Below are 21,704 nucleotides of genomic sequence, written 5' to 3' on the forward strand. Positions count from 1 at the left end.
ACGTCGTCAACCACGAGCGCCGACCGCGTTTTCCCCGCTGATTCCATCGTCTTCCTTTCGAAACGGAAACAGGATCGTGAATGTCGTCCCGAGACCTGGCGTCGAATCGATCGTGATCCAGCCGCCGTAGTCGCGCACGATCCTTTGAACGACGTAGAGGCCGACTCCGGTCCCTCGTCCGTCCGTCTTGGTCGTGAAGAAGGGCTGCATCGCGCGCATCCGCACGCTCTCGTCCATGCCGGCGCCGTCGTCCGACACGGTGAGCCGCGCGCCCTCCGGCTGCGACGTCAGCGCGATCGCGACCTGACCGCGCCCATCCATGGCATGGACGGCGTTCGAGACGAGATTGCCGACGACCTGCAGGATGTCGCCCATCTTCACGGTCGGATTCGACACGTCCTCGGTGACGATGTCCAGCTTGACGCTCGCCGGCAGGGCCGGGCGCACCGCCTCGACGCTGTATTCGACGGCGAGCGACAGCGGGCGGTCGATGTCCTTCCAGCGCTGGTCGCGGGTCGAACGCAGGAGTTCCGACACGACCTTCGCCGCCTGCCGGCTCGACGTGTCGATGAGGTCCATGATGCGGATCGACTCGGCGTCCTCGGCGCCGGCGCCGGTGCGGCGGTTGCGCAGGCGCTTCGTCAGGTTGACGATCGGGTGGATCAGGTTGTTGACCTCGTGCGCGACGCTGCCGACGAGCTGGCCGAGCGCCAGCATCTGCTGTTCCATCACGCGGCGGCTTTCCCGCTCCGTTTCCTCCGTCACGTCGCGGATGACGCCGCGATAGACGCCGACGCCGGCCTGGCCGTCGGGCGCGCCGACGATGGCCCGGCCGCTGATGCTGATCCAGACGTCGCGCTCGCCCTCGCCGAGGCGCATGCGCCGGTCGTCGAACGGCAGCCGCCCGGCGATCGTCTCGCGGATCGGGCGCACGTAGTCGGCGGAGGCGGCCTCCTCCAGGCGGTCCGTCAGCACCTCGCCGAGGGCGAGGCGCGTCGGGCCGATCTCGCGCCCCGACAGGAAGGTCAGCCGGCCGGTGCCGTCGATCTCCCAGAAGCCGTCGGTTCCGATCTCGGCGAAGCCGCGGAAGCGGTCGACATTGTCGAGGATCTGCCGCCTGAGCAGCTTCTCGCGCTGCCGGACATCGAAGGAAGCGTAGATCGTGAAGAGGATCAACGACAGCGAGATGCCGAGGAACACGCCGTCCTCGGTGAGCGAGGCGCCGCCGAAATTCGGCTGCCCCCGCACGACGAAGGTGACCGCGATCGTCAGGAGGGTGGGCGTCCAGGCCGTCGCGAAGAAGGCGAGCCGCCTGCGCCGCAGACGCGCGGCCGCCACCCCGAGCGCGCCGAGGACGAGCATCGTCGCGGTGCCGAGAACGGGAATCACAAACGGGCGGATCGCGAGGGCGAGCTCGAGGCTGGCGAGGCTCGCCACGGCGAGCGCGAAAAGGATCGCCGCCACGGTCCACGCCGCCTTGGTCGTCGCGGAGCGATGCTGGTACAGACCGAGGAAGTTCACCGAGAACATCACGATGGTGGCCTGGAGCAGCGGGCGCATCCCCAGCGCCAGCGACTGCGCCAGCTCCGCACGCCCCGGCCAGAGCTGGGCTTCGAGGAAGCCGCTCTCGCACAGCACGTAGATCAGACCCGAAGCCATGCAGGCTCCGAGCCAGGCGTTCGTCGCGCGGCGCAGCGAGACCGCGAGCGTCAGGATATAGATGAGGACGGCGACCTTCACGCCGATGATGACGGAAAGGAGCGTCGTCTCGACGTTGTACTTGCCGAAGAAGTTCTGGAAGTCCGTCAGCCAGAACGCGTTCTCGAACGGCAGCCGCGTCTGGATGCGCAGGAACACCGTGCCGTCGTCGATGTCGTCCGGCTCGAAACCGATGAACGGATAGCGATAGCCGTTGCCGGCGCGACGGCGCTCGTCGTTCCAGTCCCAGCTCCGGGTGACGATGCCGGCGGGCGTGACGGCGGCCGCCTCGATATGCTGGATGCGCGGCTCCTTGATCACCACGCCGAAGGTTCCCCGCCAGCCCGAAGCGACCAATCGCCGCGCGTCGGGCATCGGCAGGGCGATCCAGATGCGGGCCGCCGAAGGGAAGGACCAGGCACCGCGCACCGCCGCCATGTCGCCGAAGAGCTCGCCCTGCCGCCGCACGGCCTCGTCGAGACCGAGCGTGCCGGACATGTCGACATAGGCTTTTGCCGCGTCGCCGAGGAAGATGACCTTATCGTCCTCCAAGGCCGAACAGGCACCGAGAAGCGTGAGGACGGCGAGAAGCAGGAATGTCCGGACCTTGGGAAGCATGGTCGCGCTCCCCGCGCGTCAGCCGGTTTCCTGCTCGGGCATCGTCGCCCGAATGGCGATCTCGAGGCTCTGCGCGAGGCTTTCCCGCTCGCTGCGGTTCAGGGTTTCGAGCGCCTTCGCGATGTCATGCAGCGGATCCTCCGCCAGGAGCTTCTGACCTTCCTCGGTGAGATCGAGCTGCTCGGCCCTGCCGCGGCCGATGGTGCCGACCTTCACGAGCAGCCCTTTCGTGATCAGGGTGCGGACGGTGCGGGCGACCGCGCCGGACGCCAGGCCCTGGAAGCGCGCCAGATCGATCGCGGTGCGAAGCTGCGGCGGCGCCGAATCGAGATAGCGGATCGCGGCCCACTGCGCCGGAAACAGGTCCGCCGCATAGCCTTGGCTGTGAATCCGGCGCGCCACCTGTTCCAGGAGACTGGCAAGCGCCGAGGCTGAGATGGCCTCCCTCGTCAACGACACTGACTCTCCCACCGAAGCGATCGCTGCCTGATTCGCCGATCGCCTTCCAGGCCACAAGCGTAGAGTCTGTTCCGGCTACGGCGCAAGAGTTGTGTCGAATGAGCCCGGCGCGGTGCCGCTTTGATTCGCGACGGCTGCGGACGCGACGCCGCGAGCGCGGATGGCGCTTGCGCCGGACGGTATTCCGGGCAACATCCAACCGTCATATGACGGTGCTAGGTGCGCCGCGGCATCCGGCTGAGCCGGTGCATGGGGTTCGAGGGCGAACGATGATCAGGGGGTATGGGGCAATGGGGAACGGTTTGAAGCGCGCCGCGTCGGCGATCGCGCTCGCCGCGGTCGCGGCGAATGCCGTGGGAGCGGCGCAGGCGCAGGGCATGGACGAGCTCGTCGCGGCCGCCAAGCAGGAAGGGCAGCTCACCACGATCGCCCTGCCGCACGACTGGTGCGGCTACGGCGCGGTGATCGAGGGGTTCAAGAAGAAGTATCCTGAGATCACGGTCAACGAGCTGAACCCCGACGCGGGTTCGGGCGACGAGATCGAGGCGATCAAGGCCAACAAGGACAACAAGGGCCCGCAGGCGCCCGACGTCATCGACGTCGGCCTGTCCTTCGGTCCGTCCGCCAAGGCCGACAAGCTGATCCAGCCCTACAAGGTCTCCACCTGGGACGAGATCCCGGCGGATGCGAAGGATCCGGAAGGCTACTGGTACGGCGACTACTATGGCGTGCTCGCCCTTCAGGTGAACAAGGACATTGTGAAGGACGTTCCGACCGACTGGGCGGATCTGCTGAAGCCCGATTACGCGAATTCGGTGGCGCTGGCCGGCGACCCGCGCACGGCCAACCAAGCGATCCAGGGGGTCTACGCGGCGGGTCTGTCGAAGACCGGCGGCGACGCCTCGAAGGCGGCCGAGGCCGGGCTCGAATTCTTCGCGGAGCTCAACAAGTCCGGCAACTTCGTGCCGGTGACCGGCAAGATCGCCTCCATCGCGCAGGGTGCGACGCCGATCCTGATCCATTGGGATTACAACGCTCTTGCCGGCCGCGACACGCTCGCCGGCAACCCGGAAACGGAGATCGTCATCCCGAAGACCGGTGTCGTCGCCGGCGTCTACGTGCAGGCGATCAGCGCCTACGCGCCGCATCCGAACGCCGCCAAGCTTTGGATGGAATATCTCTATTCCGACGAAGGCCAGCTCGGCTGGCTGAAGGGCTACTGCCACCCGATCCGGTTCAACGCCTTGTCGAAGGCCGGCAAGATCCCGCAGGAGCTGCTCGCCAAGCTGCCGGAGGCCTCGGCCTACGAGAAGGCCGTGTTCCCGACGCTCGACCAGCAGAACGCCGCCAAGGCGACGATCGCCGCCGGTTGGGACAAGACCGTGGGGGCGAACGTCAAGTAGCACGGAGAGACGGGCGCGAAGGGGGAGTGCTGAACGACATGCTGGTCCGGACGATACCTTCCCCTTCGACCGCTTCCGGGAGTCCGTCATGAGCGCGCTCGAGGCCGATGCCGCACCGCGCGCCGTTCTCGGCGGATCGGCGATCGCCGGGTCCGGCCCGACGGCGCCGGCGACGCGTCGCCGCTCGTCGATGGCTTGGCTCGGCCTCGTGCCGTTCGTGGTCTTCGCGCTGCTGTTCCTGATCCTGCCGACGGTCAACCTGGTGATCGGCGCCTTCCAGGACGCGGCCGGCAACCCGACGCTCGCGAACCTCGCCAAGCTCTTCCAGCCCTCGATCCTGGCGGCCTACTGGATTTCGATCCGCGTTTCGGCTGCGTCCGCCCTGCTCGGTGCCCTCATCGGTTTCGCGCTCGCCTACGCGGTGGTGAAGGGCGGCCTGCCGGAATGGATCCGCCCGACGCTGATGACCTTTTCCGGCGTCGCGTCCAACTTCGCCGGCGTGCCGCTCGCCTTCGCCTTTCTCGCGACGCTCGGCCGGCTCGGCCTTCTCACCGTACTCCTCAACGACTGGTTCGGCATCAACCTCTACCGGCTCGGCTTCAACCTCCTGTCGTTCTGGGGGCTGACCATCACGTATCTCTACTTCCAGATTCCCCTGATGGTGCTGATCATCGCGCCGGCGATCGACGGCCTGAAACGCGAATGGGGCGAGGCCTCGCTCGTGCTCGGCGCCTCGCGCTGGCAATACTGGCGGATGGTGGCGCTTCCGGTCCTGGCGCCGAGCCTCCTCGGCTGCTTCCTGCTGCTCTTCGCCAACGCGTTCGGCGCGATCGCGACCGCCTATGCGCTGACGGGCTCCTCGCTCAACATCGTGCCGATCCTGCTCTACGCGCAGATCCGTGGCGACGTGTTGCACGACGCCAATCTCGGCTATGCGCTCGCCTTCGGGATGATCGTGATCACGGGCCTGTCGAACGGCATCTACATCTGGCTGCGCTCGCGCGCGGAGAAGTGGCAGCGATGAAGACGTCCCGCGTCGGTCCCTGGATCCTCGTCGCGGTCGGCGCGCTCTACTTCCTGCTGCCGCTCGTCGCGACCTTCGAGTTCTCGCTTCGCATGGTGAGGGGCGCCTATTCGTTCCGCGCCTACGAGGTGATCTTCGGCGACCCGAACTTCCGCGCGACCTTCGCCTTTTCGGCGGTCGCCGCGCTGGCGACGATCGTGCTCGGCTCGCTTCTGGTGGTGCCGACCGCCTATTGGGTGCGCCTCAAGCTGCCGCGCATGCGCACGGTGGTCGAGTTCGTCACGCTCCTGCCGCTGGTGATCCCGGCGATCGTGATCGTGTTCGGCTATCTCAGGATGTACAACTCGGCGTCCTGGCTGCCGCTCACGGCCACCAACGGGGGAACGAACGTCCTCTTGATCTGCGGCTACGCCGTCCTGGCGCTGCCCTACATGTATCGCGCGGTGGACACGGGCCTGTCGTCGATCGACGTGCGCACGCTGACGGAAGCCGCGGAAAGCCTCGGGGCGTCGCGCTGGCGCATCATGGCTTCCGTGATCGTGCCGAACGTGCGGTCGGCCGTCTTATCCGGCGCCTTCCTGACCTTCGCGATCGTGATCGGCGAGTTCGTCTTCGCGAGCCTCCTCAACCGGCCGGGCTTCGGGCCGTACCTGCAGAACGTCGGCGCGAACCGGGCCTACGAGCCGGCGGCGCTCGCCATCGTCGCCTTCGCGGTCACCTGGGGCTGTATGGGCATGCTTCAGCTTCTCGGCGGCCGCGCGCCGAAGACAACGCGTTGAGACGGGGACAGACCGCATGAGTTTCCTGATCCTCAAAAGCGTGCGCAAGAGCTTCGGCCCGCACACCGTCGTCCACGACTTCGACCTCGCCATCGAGCGGGGCGAGTTCGTCACGTTCCTCGGACCGTCCGGTTGCGGCAAGACCACGCTGCTCCGCATGGTCGCCGGCTTCGAGGCGCCGACGGCCGGCACGATCACGGTCGACGGGCGCGACGTGACGCACCTCCCGCCGAACGCCCGCAAGGTCGGCATGGTGTTCCAGGCCTATGCGCTGTTCCCGAACATGACGGTCGCCGACAACGTCGCCTTCGGCCTGAAGGTGGCGGGCCGCCCGAAGGAAGAGATCAGGAGTCGCGTCGAGGAGATGCTGGCGCTGATCAAGCTCGGCCATCTCGGCGGCCGCTACCCCTACCAGCTGTCCGGCGGGCAGCAGCAGCGCGTGGCGCTGGCGAGGGCTCTGGCGGTCAGGCCGCAACTGCTGCTGCTCGACGAACCGTTGTCCGCGCTCGACGCAAAGATCCGCCTGTCGCTGCGCCAGGAGATCCGCGACCTGCAGAGGAAGCTCGGCATCACCGCGATTTTCGTGACGCACGATCAGGAGGAGGCGCTGTCGATCTCCGACCGCATCGTCGTCCTCAACGAGGGTCGCGCCGAGCAGGTCGGGACCCCCTTCGAGATCTACAATCACCCGCGGACGCGCTTCGCCGCCTCCTTCATCGGCACGCTCTCCCTCCTCGAAGGCGAGGCGGCGGGCGAAGGGCGGATGCGCGTCGAAGGGCAGGAGATTCGGGTTCCGGCGAACGGCAACGCGCCCGGCCGTCCCCTGACGCTGGCGCTCCGGCCGGAGGCATTGTCGCTCCATCCGGTGGCGGCGAAGGAAAACCGGCTGGAGGGGACGATCGAGGAAGTCGATTTCCTCGGCTCGGTGGTCCGCATGCGCGTGCGCGTCGGCGGCACGACCCTTCTCATGGACAACTTCAACGATCCGGCCACCCCGCCCCCGGCGCGGGGGGAGAAGGTCACGCTCCACTTCGCCCCGGCGGACGGCCAGCTTCTCGACCAGCCGCTCGCCGAAGCCGCGGAGTAGCGGCGTCAGGCGGCCTTCGCGGCGATGCCGTCGAGGTCCGCCATGGCGTCCTCGGTGAGGTCGAGATCGGCGGCGGCGAGGTTCTCGGTCAGATGCGCCACTGACGAGGTGCCGGGGATCAGGAGGATGTTCGGCGAGCGGCGGAGCAGCCAGGCGAGCGCCACCTGCAGCGGCGTCGCACCGATCCGGCTCGCGACGTCGGAAAGCGTCGAGGACTGCAGGGGCGAGAAGCCGCCGAGCGGGAAGAACGGCACGTAGGCGATGCCCTTGGCCGCGAGCTCGTCCACCAGCGCGTCGTCGTCGCGATGCGCGAGATTGTACTGATTCTGCACGCAGACCACCGGCGCGATCCCTTCCGCCTCGCGAACCTGCGCGCCCGTTGCGTTGCTGAGGCCGAGGTGCCGGATCAGGCCCTCAGCCTGCAGCTTCGCCAGCGCCTCGAACTGTTCGGCGATCGAGCCTTCGCTGGGACGATGGACGTCGCCCATGATCCGGAGGTTCACGACGTCGATCCGCTCGAGCCCGAGGTTCTCGAGGTTGTCGTGGACGGCCCGCTCGAGTTCGGCCGGCGACTGCGCCGGGTTCCACGAGGCGTCGTCCCCGCGCACCGCGCCGACCTTGGTGACGATCACGAGGTCCTGCGGGTAGGGATGCAGCGCCTCGCGGATCAGCCGGTTGGTGACGTGCGGACCGTAGAAATCGCTGGTGTCGATATGATCGACGCCCTGCGCCACCGCCTCGCGCAGGACGGCGCGGGCGGCGTCGGAATCCTTCGGCGGCCCGAACACGCCCTTGCCCGCAAGCTGCATGGCGCCGTAGCCGAGACGCTTCACGGTGCGATCGCCGAGCCTGTAGGTGCCGGCCTTTTCGATGCTGGACATGGCAATTCTCCCTGTTGATGGCGCATAGCTATCGCCGGAGCGGGAGGCGGATAAGATGACGGCAGGCGCACGGGCCGTGCGGAACGGCGCACGATGAAGGCCGATCTCGGCGATCTGAACGCCTTCGTCGCCGTGGCCCGGGCGGGCGGCTTTCGCGAGGGCGCGCGGGCGAGCGGCGCCAGCGCGTCGGGCCTCAGCGAGGCGGTCCGCCGGCTGGAAGCGCAGCTCGGCGTCCGGCTGCTGAACCGCACGACCCGTTCCGTCGCGCCGACCGAGGCAGGGATAAGTCTCCTCGAACGCCTTCGCCCGGCGCTCGGCGAGGTGGAGGCAGCGCTCGACGTGGTGAACGGCTTCCGCGACCGGCCGGCGGGGACGCTGCGCCTCAACGTGCCGGTCAGCGCGGCGCGGCTGGTGCTGCCGGCGATCGTGCCGCCGTTCCTCGCGGCCTATCCGGACATCCGGCTGGAGGTCGTGGTGGACGACGGCTTCGTCGATGTCCTCGCCGCCGGCTGCGATGCGGGCATCCGCTACGACGAGCGGCTGGAGCAGGACATGATCGCGGTGCCGATCGGGCCGCGCCGGCAGCGCTTCGCCTGCGCCGCCGCGCCGAACTATCTCGAGCATCGCGGCCGGCCGGAGCATCCGCGCGAGCTTCTCGCCCACGCGTGCCTGCGCGGCCAGTTCGCCAGCGGCGCGATGGCGACCTGGGAGTTCGAGCGAAACGGCGAGACGGTGCGCGTCGAGCCGACCGGGCCGCTCCTGGTGCGCCTCGGCGGCGGGGCGGACCTGATGGTCGACGCGGCGCTGGCCGGCAGCGGCATCGTCTGCCTGTTCGAGGACTGGCTGCGCCCCCATCTCGCCGCAGGCGCGCTGGAGCCCGTCCTGCAGGCGTGGTGGCCCTCCTTCTCCGGGCCCTTCCTCTACTATCCCGGCCGCCGGCTGCTGCCGGCGCCCTTGCGCGCCTTCGTCGATTTCGTGCGCTCGCACCCCGAACGCTGACGGCGCGCCGCCGGAGGATTGCACCTTCCCGCCGCCATCGTGATATGAGACCGCATGATGTGAGCCTAGGCGTGCCGCCGCCGGCTCCGACCGCATTCCGAGCGAGCCGCACTTTCATGGACGACATCAACCTCGCCGACGCCCTCGAAGGCGCGAGCGCCATCCGCGACGCGGAGCTGTTCTCCGCCGACAAGGGCCACCTGAAGCGCCGCACCTTCGCGATCATCTCGCACCCTGACGCCGGCAAGACGACGTTGACCGAGAAGCTCCTGTTCGAGAGCGGCGCGATCCGGCTGGCCGGGCAGGTGAAGGAGCGCGGCGAGCGCCGCCGCACCCGCTCCGACTGGATGGAGATCGAGCAGAAGCGCGGCATCTCGATCTCGTCCTCGGTGATGACCTTCGAATATGACGGCCTCGTCCTCAACCTCCTCGACACGCCCGGCCACGCCGACTTCTCCGAGGACACCTACCGCACGCTGACCGCGGTCGATTCCGCCATCATGGTGATCGACGCGGCGAAGGGCATCGAAGCGCAGACGCTGAAGCTCTTCGAGGTCTGCCGCCTGCGCGATATCCCGATCATCACCTTCGTCAACAAGATCGACCGTGAGGGACGCGATCCGCTCGAGATCCTCGACGAGATCATGTCCTCGCTGGCGCTCGACGTGACGCCGGTCACCTGGCCGATGGGCATGGGCACCGATTTCCGCGGCATCGTGCAGGTGGGGGCGCAAGGTCCGGTGCGCCTGACCCGCAACACCCGCGAGCGGGTCGAATTCGCGAGCCTCGACGCCTTCGCGGCCGATCCGACGCTCGCCACGGACCCGATCTTCGGCCCGTCGATCGAGGGACTGGAGATCGCGCGCGGCACGCTTCCCGCCTTCGACGTCGACGCCTACCGCTCCGGCCACCTGACGCCGGTGGTGTTCGGTTCGGCGATGCGCGAGGTGGGCGTGCGCGACCTTCTCGACGCGATCTCCACCTTCGCGCCCTCGCCCCTGCCGCAGCCGGCGCTGCCGGCGGCGATACAGCCGTCGGGTAAGGAAGTGTCCGGCTTCGTCCTGAAGATCCAGGCGAACATGGATCCGAACCACCGCGACCGCATCGCCTTCGTGCGGCTGACCTCCGGCGTCTTCAAGCGCGGCATGCGGCTGAAGAACGTGCGCACCGGCAAGGACATGAAGGTCTCCGCCCCGATGTTCTTCTTCGCCAGAGATCGCGAGATCGCCGACGAAGCGGTGGCGGGCGACATCGTCGGCATCCCGAACCACGGCACGCTCTCGGTCGGCGACACGCTGACGGAAGGCTCGACCCTGACGGTGACGGGCATTCCGAGCTTCGCGCCGGAAATGATCCGCCGCGTGCGCCTGCCCGACGCGATGAAGGTGAAGCAGCTGCAGAAGGCGCTGAACGATCTGGCGGAGGAGGGCGTCATCCAGGTGTTCCGCCCGGTGATCGGCTCCTCCTGGCTGGTCGGGGTCGTCGGTGCGCTGCAGCTCGATGTCCTCGTCTCGCGTCTCGCCGTCGAATACGGCGTCGAGATCATGCTGGAAGCCGCGCCCTTCGACACGGCGCGCTGGGTGGACACGGACGACGCGGCCGAGCTCGACCGCTTCGTCAAGGCGAACCAAGGGGATCTGGCGCGCGACCGCGAGGACCGGCCGGTGTTCCTGGCCCGCAACTCGTGGGAGCTCTCCTACGCGCAGAAGAACTATCCGGCCGTGCGCTTCACCGCGACGCGCGAGCGCCACGCGGCGTGAGCGCCGCCGGCGAGTTGGCGCCGCTCGTCGGCGCGATCCACCATGTCGCGATCATCTGCGCCGACTACGAGCGCTCGAAACGCTTCTACGTCGAGTTCTTGGGACTGAGGGTGATCCGCGAGACGTTCCGCGCCGAGCGCCGCTCGTGGAAATGCGACCTCGCGGTCGGGGATGCGCAGATCGAGCTGTTCTCGTTCCCCGATCCGCCGCCGCGCCCGACGCAGCCGGAAGCGCAGGGGCTGCGGCACCTCGCCTTCGCCGTTCGAGACGTGACGGAAGCGGTGCGCCGGCTCGAGGACAAGGGGATCGTCGTCGAGCCGATCCGGCGGGACGAGCTCACCGGCCGGCTGTTCACCTTCTTCGCGGACCCGGACGGCCTGCCGCTCGAACTCTACGAGACCTGAGACCGGGCGTCGTCCGTCAGGTCAGCGCCGGCCGCCGCGCTTGCGCGCGCCCATCAAGGCCGCCTGCTCGGCGATCATGCGGGCGATCGGGTCCTTGGCGAGCTGCGCCTGGCGCTCTTCCTCGATCCGCCGCGCTTCCTCCTCTTCGAGGCGCTTGCGCTCGGCCTCAGCGGCCTTGCGGGCATCCTCTTCCTGGCGGATGCGCTCGGCCTCGGCGCGTTTCGCCTCTTCGCGGACGCGCTTGGCCTCGGCCCGCGCGGCGCGCTCGGCCAACCGGGCCTGCACCGCGGGGTCGTTCTCGTCGGGCTTGGCCTTGAACTTTTCCAGCAACGCCTTCTTGGCGTCGAGCGCAGCCTTTTTGCGCTCGTTGAAATCGGTATCCTTGGGGGTCTTCAAGACTAGCCCTGATCGTTCGGGTGCTGTGGGGATCGCTCTGATATGGGCGTTCGGCGTACCGGACGCAACGCGCCGGGGACCGGAGCCGAGCGGAACTTCGCTTATTCGGCCACGGGAAAAAAATCAAGGGCGGGTGTGTCTTCCGACACCCCGCCCCCGGCTTTCGATGCAGCCTGCCACCGGAGGCTCAGAAGGCGTTCTCGGCCTTCAGGACCGCCGGCACCGTCTTCGCGATGATCTTCACGTCACCGACGAAGGAAGCGCTGCGGACATAGTCGAAATCGGCCTCGACGCGCTTGCGCATCACGTCGACGGTCGTGGTCGGACCGCGCAGGCCCATGATCTGTGCCTGACCCGTGATGCCGGGCTTCACCGCGAAGCGGCGATCGTAGCCGAAGATATGCGCCGCGAACTGATCGTCGTGACGGATGGCGTGCGGGCGGGGGCCGACCAGCGACATCTCGCCGAGCAGCACGTTGAAGAGCTGCGGCAGCTCGTCGAGGCTGGTCTGGCGCAGGATCTTGCCGACCTTCGTGACGCGCACGTCGTCGCGGACGCACTGCACGAATTCGTCCGGCTTCTCGCAGACCGTCATCGACCGGAACTTCAGGCAGTCGAACGGCACCTTGCCGATGCCGTAACGCTGCTGCCGGAACAGCACCGGGCCGGGCGAAGTCAGCTTCACCGCCAGAGCGATGAGAACGTAGATCGGCAGGAGCATGATGATCAGGACGCCCGCGACGGTCAGATCGACCGCACGCTTCAGCAATCCCGTCCGGTAGGCGTTTCCGCCTAGCGAACGATAGGAGACGACCTCGGGCTGCAACGCGGTCGCCTCGCTTCTGTTCGAATGAAGAGAGGACATCGAAACCTCTTCCGCCAGCGCCCTTCGACTCTCTTCGCCGGTGCGATCGGACCACCCGTCTTCGGGCAATCCTTTTCGCAACTGCGAAGATGGTTGCGGCGACGTAAATGCGGTTTCGAAGTTTGAGTCAATAGTTCGAGACCCACGGCACGCCGGGGCAGTCGGCAGCGGTTCGAACGCTTGATCCTTAACTACCTATAAACGCTTGACTATCGTCCGCCGCCGGTCCGGAGGCATGCGCAGGTTGCAAGGCAGGCATGATCGAAACAAGCCGCCTGGAACCTTTCGCGCGCCACAGACAATTCATTTAAGAAGCTTTGTCAAGCTCAGTGAGGACTTAACAATCTATCCGGGTGCGACGCTGGTCTGGCGCGCGTCGCGACCGGCGAATCCGGCGGCTTTCAGCCGTGCGCGATCATCACGTGACGCACCACGGTGTAGTCTTCCAGCGCATAGGCCGACAGGTCCTTGCCGTAGCCGGAACGCTTCAGGCCGCCGTGCGGCATCTCGTTGACGAGCGCGAAGTGCGTGTTCACCCAGGTGCAGCCGTAGCGGAGCCGCGCCGCCGTCTCCATCGCCCGCCCGACGTCGCGGGTCCAGACCGACGAGGCGAGACCGTAGTCGGAATCGTTCGCCCAGGCGACCGCCTCGTCGGGTTCGGAAAACCGCGTCACGGAGACCACCGGCCCGAAGACCTCGCGCCGGACGATCTCGTCGTCCTGGAGGGCGCCCGCGACGACGGTCGGCTGGAAGAAGTAGCCGTTGCCGCCGCCCGCCTTGCCCCCGGTGACGATCTCGATGTGGCTGCTTTCCGCGGCGCGGTCGACGAAGCCGGCGACGCGATCGCGCTGGCGGGCCGAGATCAGCGGGCCGATCTCGTTCGCCGCGTCATCGGCCTCGCCGTAGCGGATGCTGGAAACGGCCGATGCGAGGTCGGCGACGAACCGGTCGTGGATCTTCGGCCCGGCATAGATGCGGCAGGCGGCCGTGCAGTCCTGGCCGGCATTGTAATAGCCGAAGGCACGAAGCCCGTTCACCACCGCGTCGACGTCGGCGTCGTCGTAGACGATCACCGGCGCCTTGCCGCCGAGTTCGAGATGCGTGCGCTTCACGGTTCCGGCCGCGGCTTCCAGCACCTTGCGACCCGTGCCGACATCGCCGGTGAGCGACAGCATGTCGATCTTCGGGTGGTTGATCAGCGCGTTGCCGACGCTCGCGCCCCGGCCGAGCACGATGTTGACGACGCCTTCCGGCAGGACGTCCGCCAGAACGCGGCCGAGCTTCAGCGCGGTCAGCGGCGTCTGCTCGGACGGCTTGAACACCACCGTGTTGCCGCCGGCGATGGCGGGCGCGAGCTTCCACGCCATCATCATCAGCGGATAGTTCCAGGGCGCGATCGAGCCGACGATCCCGACCGGGTCGCGCCGGATCATCGAAGTGTGGCCGGCAAGGTATTCGCCCGCCGCCTGGCCGGGCAGGGTGCGAAGCGCGCCTGCGAAGAAGCGGAAGCAGTCGACGATCGCCGGGATCTCGTCGTTCAGGGCGGCGTTGATCGGCTTGCCGCAGTTCCGGGCTTCCAGCGCGGCGAACTCGCTCGCGTCCTTCTCGATCGCGTCGGCGATGCGCAGAAGATAGCCGGAGCGCTCCCCCGGCGTCGTTCGCGACCACGACGCGAACGCCTGCTCGGCGGCCGCCACCGCCCGGTCGATCTGCGCGGGCGATGCCTCGGCGAGCTTGAGGATCTCCGCGCCGGTTTTCGGGTCGAAGATCGTCTCCTCGGCTTCCGTGCCGGCCTCGAACGAGGCGCCGATCAGCATCGCGGTGTCCATGGAAAGGCTCCTTTAGCGGCCGGTGCCGAGGGTTCCCTCGCCCTCGCGCGTCAGATGATAGGCGAGAAGGATCGGAAGGAAGGTCGCGACCACCACGACGAGCGCCACGACGTTGGTGACGGGCCGCTGACGCGGGCGGATCAACTCCTCCAGCATCCAGAGCGGCAGGGTCTGTTGCTGGCCGGCGGTGAAGGTCGTGACGATCACCTCGTCGAAGGATAGCGCGAAGGCCAGCATGCCGCCGGCGAGGAGCGCCGAGGCGATGTTCGGCAACACGATGTGCCGGAAGGTCTGGAAACCGTCGGCTCCGAGGTCCATCGAGGCCTCCACCAGCGTGCCGGACAGGCGGCGGAAGCGCGCGACCGCGTTGTTGTAGACCACCACGATGCAGAAGGTCGCGTGGCCCGCGACGATCGTCCAGAACGAGAAGGGGATCTCGGCCAGCGCGAAGGCGGAGCGGAGCGCGATGCCGGTGACGATGCCGGGCAGCGCGATCGGCAGGATCACGAGCAGCGAGACGGTCTCCCGCCCGAAGAAGCGCGAGCGGCTGACGGCGGCGGCGCAAAGCGTGCCGAGCAGGATCGCGAAGAGCGTCGAGACCGCCGCGACCTTCAGCGAGAGCTGCAGCGCCGCCCAGACGTCCGGCCGTTCGAAGGCGACCGCGAACCAGCGGAGCGTCAGGCCCGGCGGCGGCCAGACGAAGCTCCGCTCCTCCGTGGTGAAGGCGTAGGCGAAGATCAGGAAGAGCGGCGCGAACAGGAAGAGGAGCCCGGCGCCGGCGGCGAGCTTCAGCGGCAGCGGGGCGGCGGCGTCAGAGCGCATCGAAGGCTCCGAGGCGGCGAGCCAGGGTGAGGTAGGCCGCCATGATCACGACGGGCACGACGGTGAAGGCGGCGGCGAGCGGGATGTTGCCGGCCGTGCCCTGCTGCGCATAGACGGCCTGCCCGATCATCAGGCGCGAGGTGCCGACGATCTGCGGCACGATGTAGTCGCCGAGCGTCAGCGAGAAGGTGAAGATCGAGCCGGCGACGACGCCGGGAAAGCCGAGCGGCAGGATCACGTGCCGGAACGTCTCGGCCGGCGACGCGCCGAGATCGGCGGAAGCGTCGACGAGGCTCGCCGGCACCCGCTCCAGCGCCGCCTGCATCGGCAGGATCATGTAGGGCAGCCAGATATAGACGAAGACCAGGAAGGTGCCGGTGGTGCTGACCGACAGCGAGTTGCCGCCGACGACGCGGAGCGAAAGGTACCAGTCGAGCAGGGGCGACAGTCCGAGCTTCGCGAAGGCCCAGGTCAGGATGCCCTCCTTGGCGAGGATCAATTTCCAGGCGTAGACCTTGACGAGATAGCTCGACCAGAGCGGCAGCATGACGCTAAGATAGAAGAAGGCCTTCCAGCGCCCCGCGGCGTAGCGCGCCGCGAAGTAGGCGATCGGAAAGGCGATCGCGACGCTCGCGAGCGTGATGGCCGCCGCCATGCCGAGCGTGCGCAGGATGATCGCGAGGTTCGCCGCCGTGAAGAGCTGCGCGTAGGTCGAAAGCGTCCACTCCTCGACCACGAGACCGGAGAAGTCGTCCAGCGAATAGAAGCTCTGGACGAGGAGGCTCGCGAGCGACCCGAGATAGACCACGATCAGCCAGAGGAGCGGCACGCCGAGCATCAGGAGCGTCCGGAGGCCGGGGCGGCGCCAGAAGAGGTCGGCGGCGCCCCTCGTCGGCCGCGCCGATGCCGCCGCCGTCGTCACGCCTCGTCCTCCATCAGATGCAGTGCCGCCGCATCGAAGGCGAGCGCCACCGTCTCGCCTTCCGCCGGCACCGCGGTCCCGGCCGGCACCACGGCGTGAAGGCGCGTCTCGCCGACAACCACCGCCAGCCGGACGGTGGCCCCGAGAAAACTCCGCGCGACGAGCCGGCCGGCGAGCCTCTCCGAATCGTCGCCGGCCGCGGCGATGCGGAGGCTTTCCGGCCGAAGGCTCGCGAAGGCGCGCCGGCCGGCGAGGCGTTCCGTCAGAGCGGGCGGCAAAACGTTGGACGAGCCGACGAAATCCGCGACGAAGCGGCTCGCCGGGCGCCGGTAGAGTTCTTCCGGCGCGCCTACCTGCTGGAGGCGGCCCTTGTCGAACACCGCGACGCGGTCCGCCATCGACAGCGCCTCGCCCTGGTCGTGCGTCACGAAGACGAAGGTGATGCCGAGATCCTTCTGCAGGATCTTCAACTCCTCCTGCATCGTCTCGCGCAGCTTGAGGTCGAGCGCGCCGAGCGGCTCGTCGAGCAGCAGCACCTTCGGCCGGCAGATCAGCGCTCTGGCGAGAGCCACGCGCTGGCGCTGGCCGCCGGAAAGCTGCGTCGGCCGCCGGTCGCCGTAGCCGGCGAGGCGCACCAGCGCCAGCATCTCCTCGGCGCGGGCGCGGCGGTCCCTCCTCGCCACCTTCCGCAGCATCAGCGGATAGGCGACGTTCTCCGCGACGCTCATGTGCGGAAACAGCGCGTAGTCCTGGAACACCGTGTTGACCGCCCGCCGATAAGGCGGCACGCGGCCGACGTCCTCGCCGAAGATCCTGACGCTCCCGGCGGTCGGCCGCTCGAAGCCGGCGACGACGCGAAGGCAGGTCGTCTTGCCGGAGCCGGAGGGCCCGAGCAGCGCGAAGAATTCGCCGCTCGCGACATCGAGATCGATACCGTCGAGCGCCGTCACGTCCCCGAAACGGCGCTCGACGCCGCGGAGCGAAACCGCCGTCTGAGCCATGCTTGCCGCTGTCGGTCTCAGCCGCCCATGACCGCGATATAGTCGGTGACCCAGCGCGAATAGGGCACGCACTGGCTGCCGTCGCCGCATTTCGCGGTCGGAGTCCGCCAGAACCTGATCTTCTCGAAGTTATCGAAGCCGTTGGTCTTGCAGCCTTCCGCGCCGAGCAGCTCGCTCGTCTTGCAGGCGTCCGGCACGGCGGGAACGGAGCCGAACCAGGCGGCCACGTCCCCCTGCACCTTCGGGTCGAGCGAGTGCTCCAGCCACTTGTAGGCGCAGTTCGGGTTCTTGACGTCGCTGGCCAGCATGGTCGTGTCGGCCCAGCCCGTTGCGCCCTCGGCGGGGATGGTCGAGGCGACTGGCCGCTTGTCGGCCTCCAACGTGTTGACCTGGAACGGCCAGGACGAGGAGGCGACGACGCCCTCCGTCTTGAAGTCGTCGACCTGCACGGCCGAGTCGTGCCAGTAGCGGCCGACGAGCTGGCGCTGCCCCTTCAGCAGTTCGATGACGGCGGCGTACTGCGCTTCGTTCAGCTCGTAGGGGTTCTTGATGCCGAGTTCCGGCTTCTTGGCCATCAGGTAGTTCGCGGCGTCCGCGATGTAGATCGGCCCGTCATAGGCCTGGACGCGGCCCTTGTTCGGCTTGCCGTCGGGGAAGTCCTGCGGCTCGAACACCACGGACCAGCTCTTCGGGGCTTCCTTGAACGTCTCGGTCGAGTAGAGGAGAACGTTCGGACCCCACTGGTAGGGCGTGCCGAAATGCTGGCCGCCGACGGTGAACCACGGCCCGTCCTTCAGGCGCGGGTCGACTTTGTTCCAGCTCGGCACGAGGTCGGTGTTGATCGGCTGCACCTTCTTGCCGGCGATCAGCCGCAGCGAGGCGTCGCCGGAAGCCGTCACCAGATCGAAGCCGCCGCCGTTCATCAGTGTCACCATCTCGTCGGAAGTAGCGGCCGTCTTGACGTTGACCTTGCAGCCGGTCTCCTTCTCGAAGCCGGTCACCCAGTCGTAGTTCTTGTCGGATTCGCCGCGCTCGACATAGCCCGGCCACGCGACGATGTTGAGCTGGCCCTCGCCGTCGCCGACGCTGGTCATCGCGCTTTGCGCCAGCGCGGCCTGGCAGGGAAGCAGCGCCGCCAGCGCGACCGCCACGGCCTTCCTCGATACCGATGCCATCATCCGCGCTCCCGATTCGTGACGAGGACGGCACTCTTCAACGCGCCGCAGCCGCCGTCAATCGACCGCCGTGCGACGATCCGCCCGAAACGCCGATTCAGTAGCCGAGGCTTCGGTCGACCGTGTTCGGCAGCGGCTGGCCCCGCTCGAAACGCCGGATGCTTTCCGCGACCTCCTTCACCGCGACGGCCGGGTGCGTCGGCGCGGCGACGTGCGGCGAGACGATGACCTTCGGGTGCTGCCACAGCGGATCGTCCGCCGGCAGCGGCTCGGTGCGGAACACGTCGAGCGCCGCGCCGGACAAGTGGCCGGCATCCAGCGCCGCGAGAAGGTCGGCATCCACCACGTGCCGCCCGCGCGCGCCGTTGATGAAGAACGCTCCGTCGGCGAGAGCGGCGAGCAGCCGGGCGTCGACGATGTCGGTTGTTTCCGGTGTGAGGGGCAGGAGATTGACGAGGATGTCCGCGTCTGCCGCGGCACGCGGCAGGCCTTCCCGGCCGGCGAAGCTTTGGGCGCCGGCGACCGCGCGGCCCGAGCGGCTCCAGACGCGCGTTTGGAAGCCGAAGCGGACGAAATGCTCCGCCACCGGCGTGCCCAGCGCGCCTGCGCCGAGGATGGCAACGATGCGCTCGCGGGCGAGCTTCTCCTGCTGCGGTGACCATTCGCGCTTCGCCTGGAAATCCCGGTAGAGGCCGAGATTGCGGTGCCAGGCCAGCGCGTGGGCCAGCACCCAGTCTGCCATGCCGCCCGCCAGCCCTTCGTCCACCAGCCGGACGATCGGCACGTGGTCCGGAATCTCGCGCAAGGCAAGCAGGTGCTCGATGCCCGCCCAGAGGCTCAGGACCAGTTCGAGGTCCGGCAGGCCGGCGAGGACGCCGGGTTGCGGGCGGCCGACGACGGCATAGGAGACCGGCGGTCCGCCCTCCAGCGGTTCTGTCAGCACCTCGTGCCCAGGCAGTTCCGAGCGGAAGAGTTCGGCGATGCGAGCGGCGTCGTTGGAAGCGATGAACAGGCGTTTCATGGGGTGAAGCGCATACAGCGCCCGCCGGCGAAACAACAGGAACGATGGTTCAAAGGCGGCGGATCGGCAGCGTCCAGGCGAGGATGGCGGCGAAACCGGAGAAGACAGCGGTGCAAAGGAAGGCGTTGCGGAAGGCGAGGTCGAGCCCCTCGCGGATCGCCTGTCGCTCGGCCGCCCCCAGCGTCGCCAGCGTGCCCGGTCCGCCTTCGAGGATGCGCGCGAAGCCGGCGCTGGCTTCCGGGCTCGTCGCGGCGAGCGTCGCGAACAGGACGGTGCCGACCAGCGCCGTGCCGAGGGCCGCGCCGAGCGATCGGGAGAACTGCACCGTCGCCGCGCCCGCGCCGAGCTGCTTCGGACCGGAGGCGAGCTGCACGGTGAGCTGCACGACGCCCATCACCGAGCCCATGAAGATCGCCGTCGCGCCGAAGATCGCGGCGATCGAAACGGGCGGGAGGAACGGCGCGGCGAAGGCGATCAGCGCCAGCACGGAGGCGACGATCGTCATCCCGACCGACGGGAAGATCGCCGTCCGTCCGGTGCGGCTGACGATCCGCCCCGTCACCAGCGAACCGATGCCGATGCCCGCCGTCATCGGCAGCATCAGGAGGCCGGTGGTCGAGGCCGACGTGCCGTGCACGATGCCGAAATAGAGCGGCAGGAAGGTGATCAGCGAGACGAGCATGCCGCCGTGGCAGGCGGCCATCGCGTCGCAGCGCCAGATCGCGGCGTGCTGGAGGAGGGGGATCGGCAGCAGCGGCGAGCGCGCCCGCCGCTCGCGCCAGATCAGGAAGACCGCCGCGACGGCAGCGAGCACGATCAGCAGCGGAAAGCCGTAGCCGCCGGCGGCGACGAACACCCTTGCGCGTTCCAGCGCGATCAGCGCGGAGGTGATGAAGGCCGCGAACAGGAAAAGCCCGAGGACGTCGAAGCGGAACGGCTCGCGGTTGCCGGGCCGGGCCGGCAGGCGGAGCGCCAGGAAAGCGGCGGCGATGCCGATCGGCACGTTGACGAGGAACACCGACGGCCAGCCGAAATGCTGCGTCAGGAACCCGCCCGCCACCGGCCCGAAGGCGTTGGACGACACGGCGACCGCCGCGAGATAGCCTTGGTAGCGCGCCCGCTCGCGCGGCGGGATCGCCTCGCCGACGAGCGCCTGCGACAGCGTCATCAGCCCGCCGCCGCCGGCGCCCTGCAGGACGCGCGCCACCGTCAGCGTCTCGATCGAGCGGGCGAGAGCGCAGAGCACCGAAGCGCCGATGAAGATGCCGAGCGCGACGAGCATCAGCCGCCGTCGCCCGAGCAGGTCGCCGAGCCGTCCGTAGACCGGCGCGGCAACCGTGGTCGCCACGAGGTAGGAGACGACGATCCAGGACAGCCGGTCGACCTCGCCGAGCGAGGCGGCGATGGCCGGCAGGGCCGTCGCGACGATGGTCTGGTCGACCACCGCCAGGAACATCGGCAGCATGATCGACGGGAACATCGTCAGGAACTGCGCGCGGGCATCCGGGGCCATGGCGGCCGCCTCGTCGCGGTTCCGGCTTTCCGCCGCTTCCGCCGAACTTTTCGCTGGGGGCATGATCGAACTTGGCGCGACCGCGCGGGCTCGCGCCGCCGGGCATCCCGCTTTCCGGTTGGATATGCGAGGTTATCTAGGGCACGGAACCGCGAGGGGCACCGTCGTCGCGTGCCCTCGTCCGCCGAAGAAGGAGCGCCGCATGCGAACCCTGCTCGTTCCGGTCGAACCCTCCATCCACGCGGAGAGGATCCTCGAGCTCGCGGGGCTCGTCGCGGGGGCGTTCGGCAGCCTGATCGAGGGCTTCCCCTTACGCAGCTTCGGCATGTCGGCGATCGGCTGGGACCCCGAAAGCCTGATCACCGTCGACCCGACCCATTGGAACGAGAGCCAGACGGCCGCGGAAGCCAAGGCGAAGTTCGTCGCCTTCATGCGGGCGAAGGGGATCGCCGAGGATGGGCCGGGCCCGGGCGAAGCCGCGCGCTGGCGCTGGGCGCACGACCGGCCGGAAGGGGACGGCTTCCTCGGCTCCTACGGGCGCGGCTTCGACCTCACCGTCGTCGGCCAGCCGGGCTCGGAGCCCGGCGCCTCCACGATCAGCACGCTGGAATCGGCGCTGTTCGAAAGCGGCGGCCCGATCCTGATTGCGCCACCGCGTCCCGTCGCGCAGTTTGGCGAGACCGTCGCGATCGCCTGGAACGGCTCGACGGAAACGGCACGCACCATCGCCTTCGCCATGCCCTTCCTCCAGCGCGCGCGCCGCGTCCTGCTCCTCGCCGACGACGGGGCGCTCGGGCACGCGCCCTCCGGCGAGGCGATCCGGCTGCGGCTCGTCCGCAACGGCGTTCCGGCCGACCTGAAGCTGCTGCCGGAAGCCCGCATCCGGTCCGGCGAGGCGATCCTGCGCGAGGCGGAAAGCGCGGGCTGCGATCTTTTGGTGAAGGGCGCCTACACGCAGAGCCGCATCCGGCAGATGATCTTCGGCGGCGCGACGCAGCACATCTTGGCGAAGGCCCGGATGCCGGTGCTCATGGCGCACTGACCTCGC

20 protein-coding genes are annotated in these 21,704 nt (G+C 68.5%); 8 read left to right on the forward strand and 12 right to left on the reverse strand.

Annotated elements, in window-relative coordinates:
• Positions 1-6: 6 nt before the first annotated feature.
• Positions 7-2,316: a sensor histidine kinase gene (locus tag F6X38_RS08480; protein ID WP_150969287.1), complete on the reverse strand. Its 2,310-nt coding sequence runs from the start codon at positions 2,314-2,316 to the stop codon at positions 7-9.
• A gap of 18 nt (positions 2,317-2,334) precedes the next feature.
• A complete protein-coding gene (locus F6X38_RS08485) occupies positions 2,335-2,769 on the reverse strand; it encodes a MarR family winged helix-turn-helix transcriptional regulator (protein WP_161992671.1) in 435 nt (144 codons plus the stop codon).
• A 383-nt stretch (positions 2,770-3,152) separates the two neighbouring features.
• Between F6X38_RS08485 and F6X38_RS08490 the strand changes: the two genes are divergently transcribed.
• The 4 genes from F6X38_RS08490 to F6X38_RS08505 all read left to right on the forward strand — a co-directional run bounded on the left by F6X38_RS08490 (position 3,153) and on the right by F6X38_RS08505 (position 7,068).
• Positions 3,153-4,178 (forward strand): ABC transporter substrate-binding protein, encoded by a 1,026-nt coding sequence (locus F6X38_RS08490; protein WP_425482840.1) that lies wholly within the window; start codon positions 3,153-3,155, stop codon positions 4,176-4,178.
• Between the two features lie 190 nt (positions 4,179-4,368).
• Positions 4,369-5,202, forward strand: a complete 834-nt coding sequence (locus tag F6X38_RS08495) for an ABC transporter permease (protein WP_246191278.1) — start codon at positions 4,369-4,371, stop codon at positions 5,200-5,202.
• A complete protein-coding gene (locus tag F6X38_RS08500) occupies positions 5,199-5,981 on the forward strand; it encodes an ABC transporter permease (RefSeq protein WP_150969290.1) in 783 nt (260 codons plus the stop codon). The genes F6X38_RS08495 and F6X38_RS08500 overlap by 4 nt, the downstream gene beginning before the upstream one ends.
• 16 nt (positions 5,982-5,997) lie before the next feature.
• Positions 5,998-7,068 carry an ABC transporter ATP-binding protein gene (locus tag F6X38_RS08505; RefSeq protein WP_150969291.1) on the forward strand — a complete coding sequence of 357 codons (1,071 nt, stop codon included), beginning with the start codon at positions 5,998-6,000 and terminating at the stop codon, positions 7,066-7,068.
• Positions 7,069-7,073: 5 nt separating this feature from the next.
• Here the strand turns inward: F6X38_RS08505 and F6X38_RS08510 are convergent, their stop codons facing one another.
• Positions 7,074-7,949 (reverse strand): aldo/keto reductase family oxidoreductase, encoded by an 876-nt coding sequence (locus tag F6X38_RS08510; RefSeq protein ID WP_150969292.1) that lies wholly within the window; start codon positions 7,947-7,949, stop codon positions 7,074-7,076.
• 93 nt (positions 7,950-8,042) lie between these two features.
• On the opposite strand from F6X38_RS08510, the gene F6X38_RS08515 reads away from it, so the two are divergent.
• The 3 genes from F6X38_RS08515 to gloA2 all read left to right on the forward strand — a co-directional run bounded on the left by F6X38_RS08515 (position 8,043) and on the right by gloA2 (position 11,112).
• On the forward strand, positions 8,043-8,948 hold the full coding sequence (locus tag F6X38_RS08515) for a LysR family transcriptional regulator (RefSeq protein WP_150969293.1): 906 nt from the start codon (positions 8,043-8,045) through the stop codon (positions 8,946-8,948).
• A gap of 116 nt (positions 8,949-9,064) precedes the next feature.
• The gene (locus tag F6X38_RS08520; protein ID WP_150969294.1) at positions 9,065-10,708 is read left to right on the forward strand and encodes a peptide chain release factor 3; all 1,644 of its coding nucleotides are present in this window, start codon (positions 9,065-9,067) and stop codon (positions 10,706-10,708) included.
• Positions 10,705-11,112 (forward strand): SMU1112c/YaeR family gloxylase I-like metalloprotein, encoded by a 408-nt coding sequence (gloA2, locus tag F6X38_RS08525; protein WP_246191258.1) that lies wholly within the window; start codon positions 10,705-10,707, stop codon positions 11,110-11,112. The genes F6X38_RS08520 and gloA2 overlap by 4 nt, the downstream gene beginning before the upstream one ends.
• A gap of 21 nt (positions 11,113-11,133) precedes the next feature.
• On the opposite strand, the gene F6X38_RS08530 is transcribed toward gloA2, so the two are convergent.
• The 9 genes from F6X38_RS08530 to F6X38_RS08570 form a co-directional block, all read right to left on the reverse strand.
• Positions 11,134-11,508 (reverse strand): DUF6481 family protein, encoded by a 375-nt coding sequence (locus F6X38_RS08530; RefSeq protein ID WP_150969295.1) that lies wholly within the window; start codon positions 11,506-11,508, stop codon positions 11,134-11,136.
• 187 nt (positions 11,509-11,695) lie between these two features.
• Positions 11,696-12,277 (reverse strand): sugar transferase, encoded by a 582-nt coding sequence (locus F6X38_RS08535; protein WP_246191259.1) that lies wholly within the window; start codon positions 12,275-12,277, stop codon positions 11,696-11,698.
• Positions 12,278-12,774: 497 nt separating this feature from the next.
• Positions 12,775-14,202 (reverse strand): gamma-aminobutyraldehyde dehydrogenase, encoded by a 1,428-nt coding sequence (locus F6X38_RS08540; RefSeq protein WP_150969296.1) that lies wholly within the window; start codon positions 14,200-14,202, stop codon positions 12,775-12,777.
• 12 nt (positions 14,203-14,214) lie between these two features.
• Entirely contained in the window at positions 14,215-15,024 is an 810-nt protein-coding gene (locus F6X38_RS08545; RefSeq protein ID WP_150969297.1) for an ABC transporter permease, read from the reverse strand.
• Positions 15,014-15,946 (reverse strand): ABC transporter permease, encoded by a 933-nt coding sequence (locus tag F6X38_RS08550; RefSeq protein ID WP_246191260.1) that lies wholly within the window; start codon positions 15,944-15,946, stop codon positions 15,014-15,016. Before F6X38_RS08550 ends, F6X38_RS08545 begins: the two co-directional genes overlap by 11 nt.
• Positions 15,943-16,947 (reverse strand): ABC transporter ATP-binding protein, encoded by a 1,005-nt coding sequence (locus F6X38_RS08555; protein ID WP_150969298.1) that lies wholly within the window; start codon positions 16,945-16,947, stop codon positions 15,943-15,945. Before F6X38_RS08555 ends, F6X38_RS08550 begins: the two co-directional genes overlap by 4 nt.
• A 17-nt stretch (positions 16,948-16,964) precedes the next feature.
• On the reverse strand, positions 16,965-18,125 hold the full coding sequence (locus tag F6X38_RS08560; protein ID WP_425482836.1) for an ABC transporter substrate-binding protein: 1,161 nt from the start codon (positions 18,123-18,125) through the stop codon (positions 16,965-16,967).
• 94 nt (positions 18,126-18,219) lie between these two features.
• Positions 18,220-19,143 (reverse strand): 2-hydroxyacid dehydrogenase, encoded by a 924-nt coding sequence (locus tag F6X38_RS08565; RefSeq protein WP_150969300.1) that lies wholly within the window; start codon positions 19,141-19,143, stop codon positions 18,220-18,222.
• A gap of 49 nt (positions 19,144-19,192) precedes the next feature.
• Positions 19,193-20,719 carry an MFS transporter gene (locus F6X38_RS08570; RefSeq protein ID WP_246191261.1) on the reverse strand — a complete coding sequence of 509 codons (1,527 nt, stop codon included), beginning with the start codon at positions 20,717-20,719 and terminating at the stop codon, positions 19,193-19,195.
• Between the two features lie 139 nt (positions 20,720-20,858).
• Between F6X38_RS08570 and F6X38_RS08575 the strand changes: the two genes are divergently transcribed.
• Positions 20,859-21,698 (forward strand): universal stress protein, encoded by an 840-nt coding sequence (locus F6X38_RS08575; RefSeq protein ID WP_150969301.1) that lies wholly within the window; start codon positions 20,859-20,861, stop codon positions 21,696-21,698.
• Positions 21,699-21,704: the final 6 nt, after the last annotated feature.

This window comes from Plantimonas leprariae (genome assembly GCF_008802405.1).
Lineage (GTDB): Bacteria > Pseudomonadota > Alphaproteobacteria > Rhizobiales > Rhizobiaceae > Plantimonas > Plantimonas leprariae.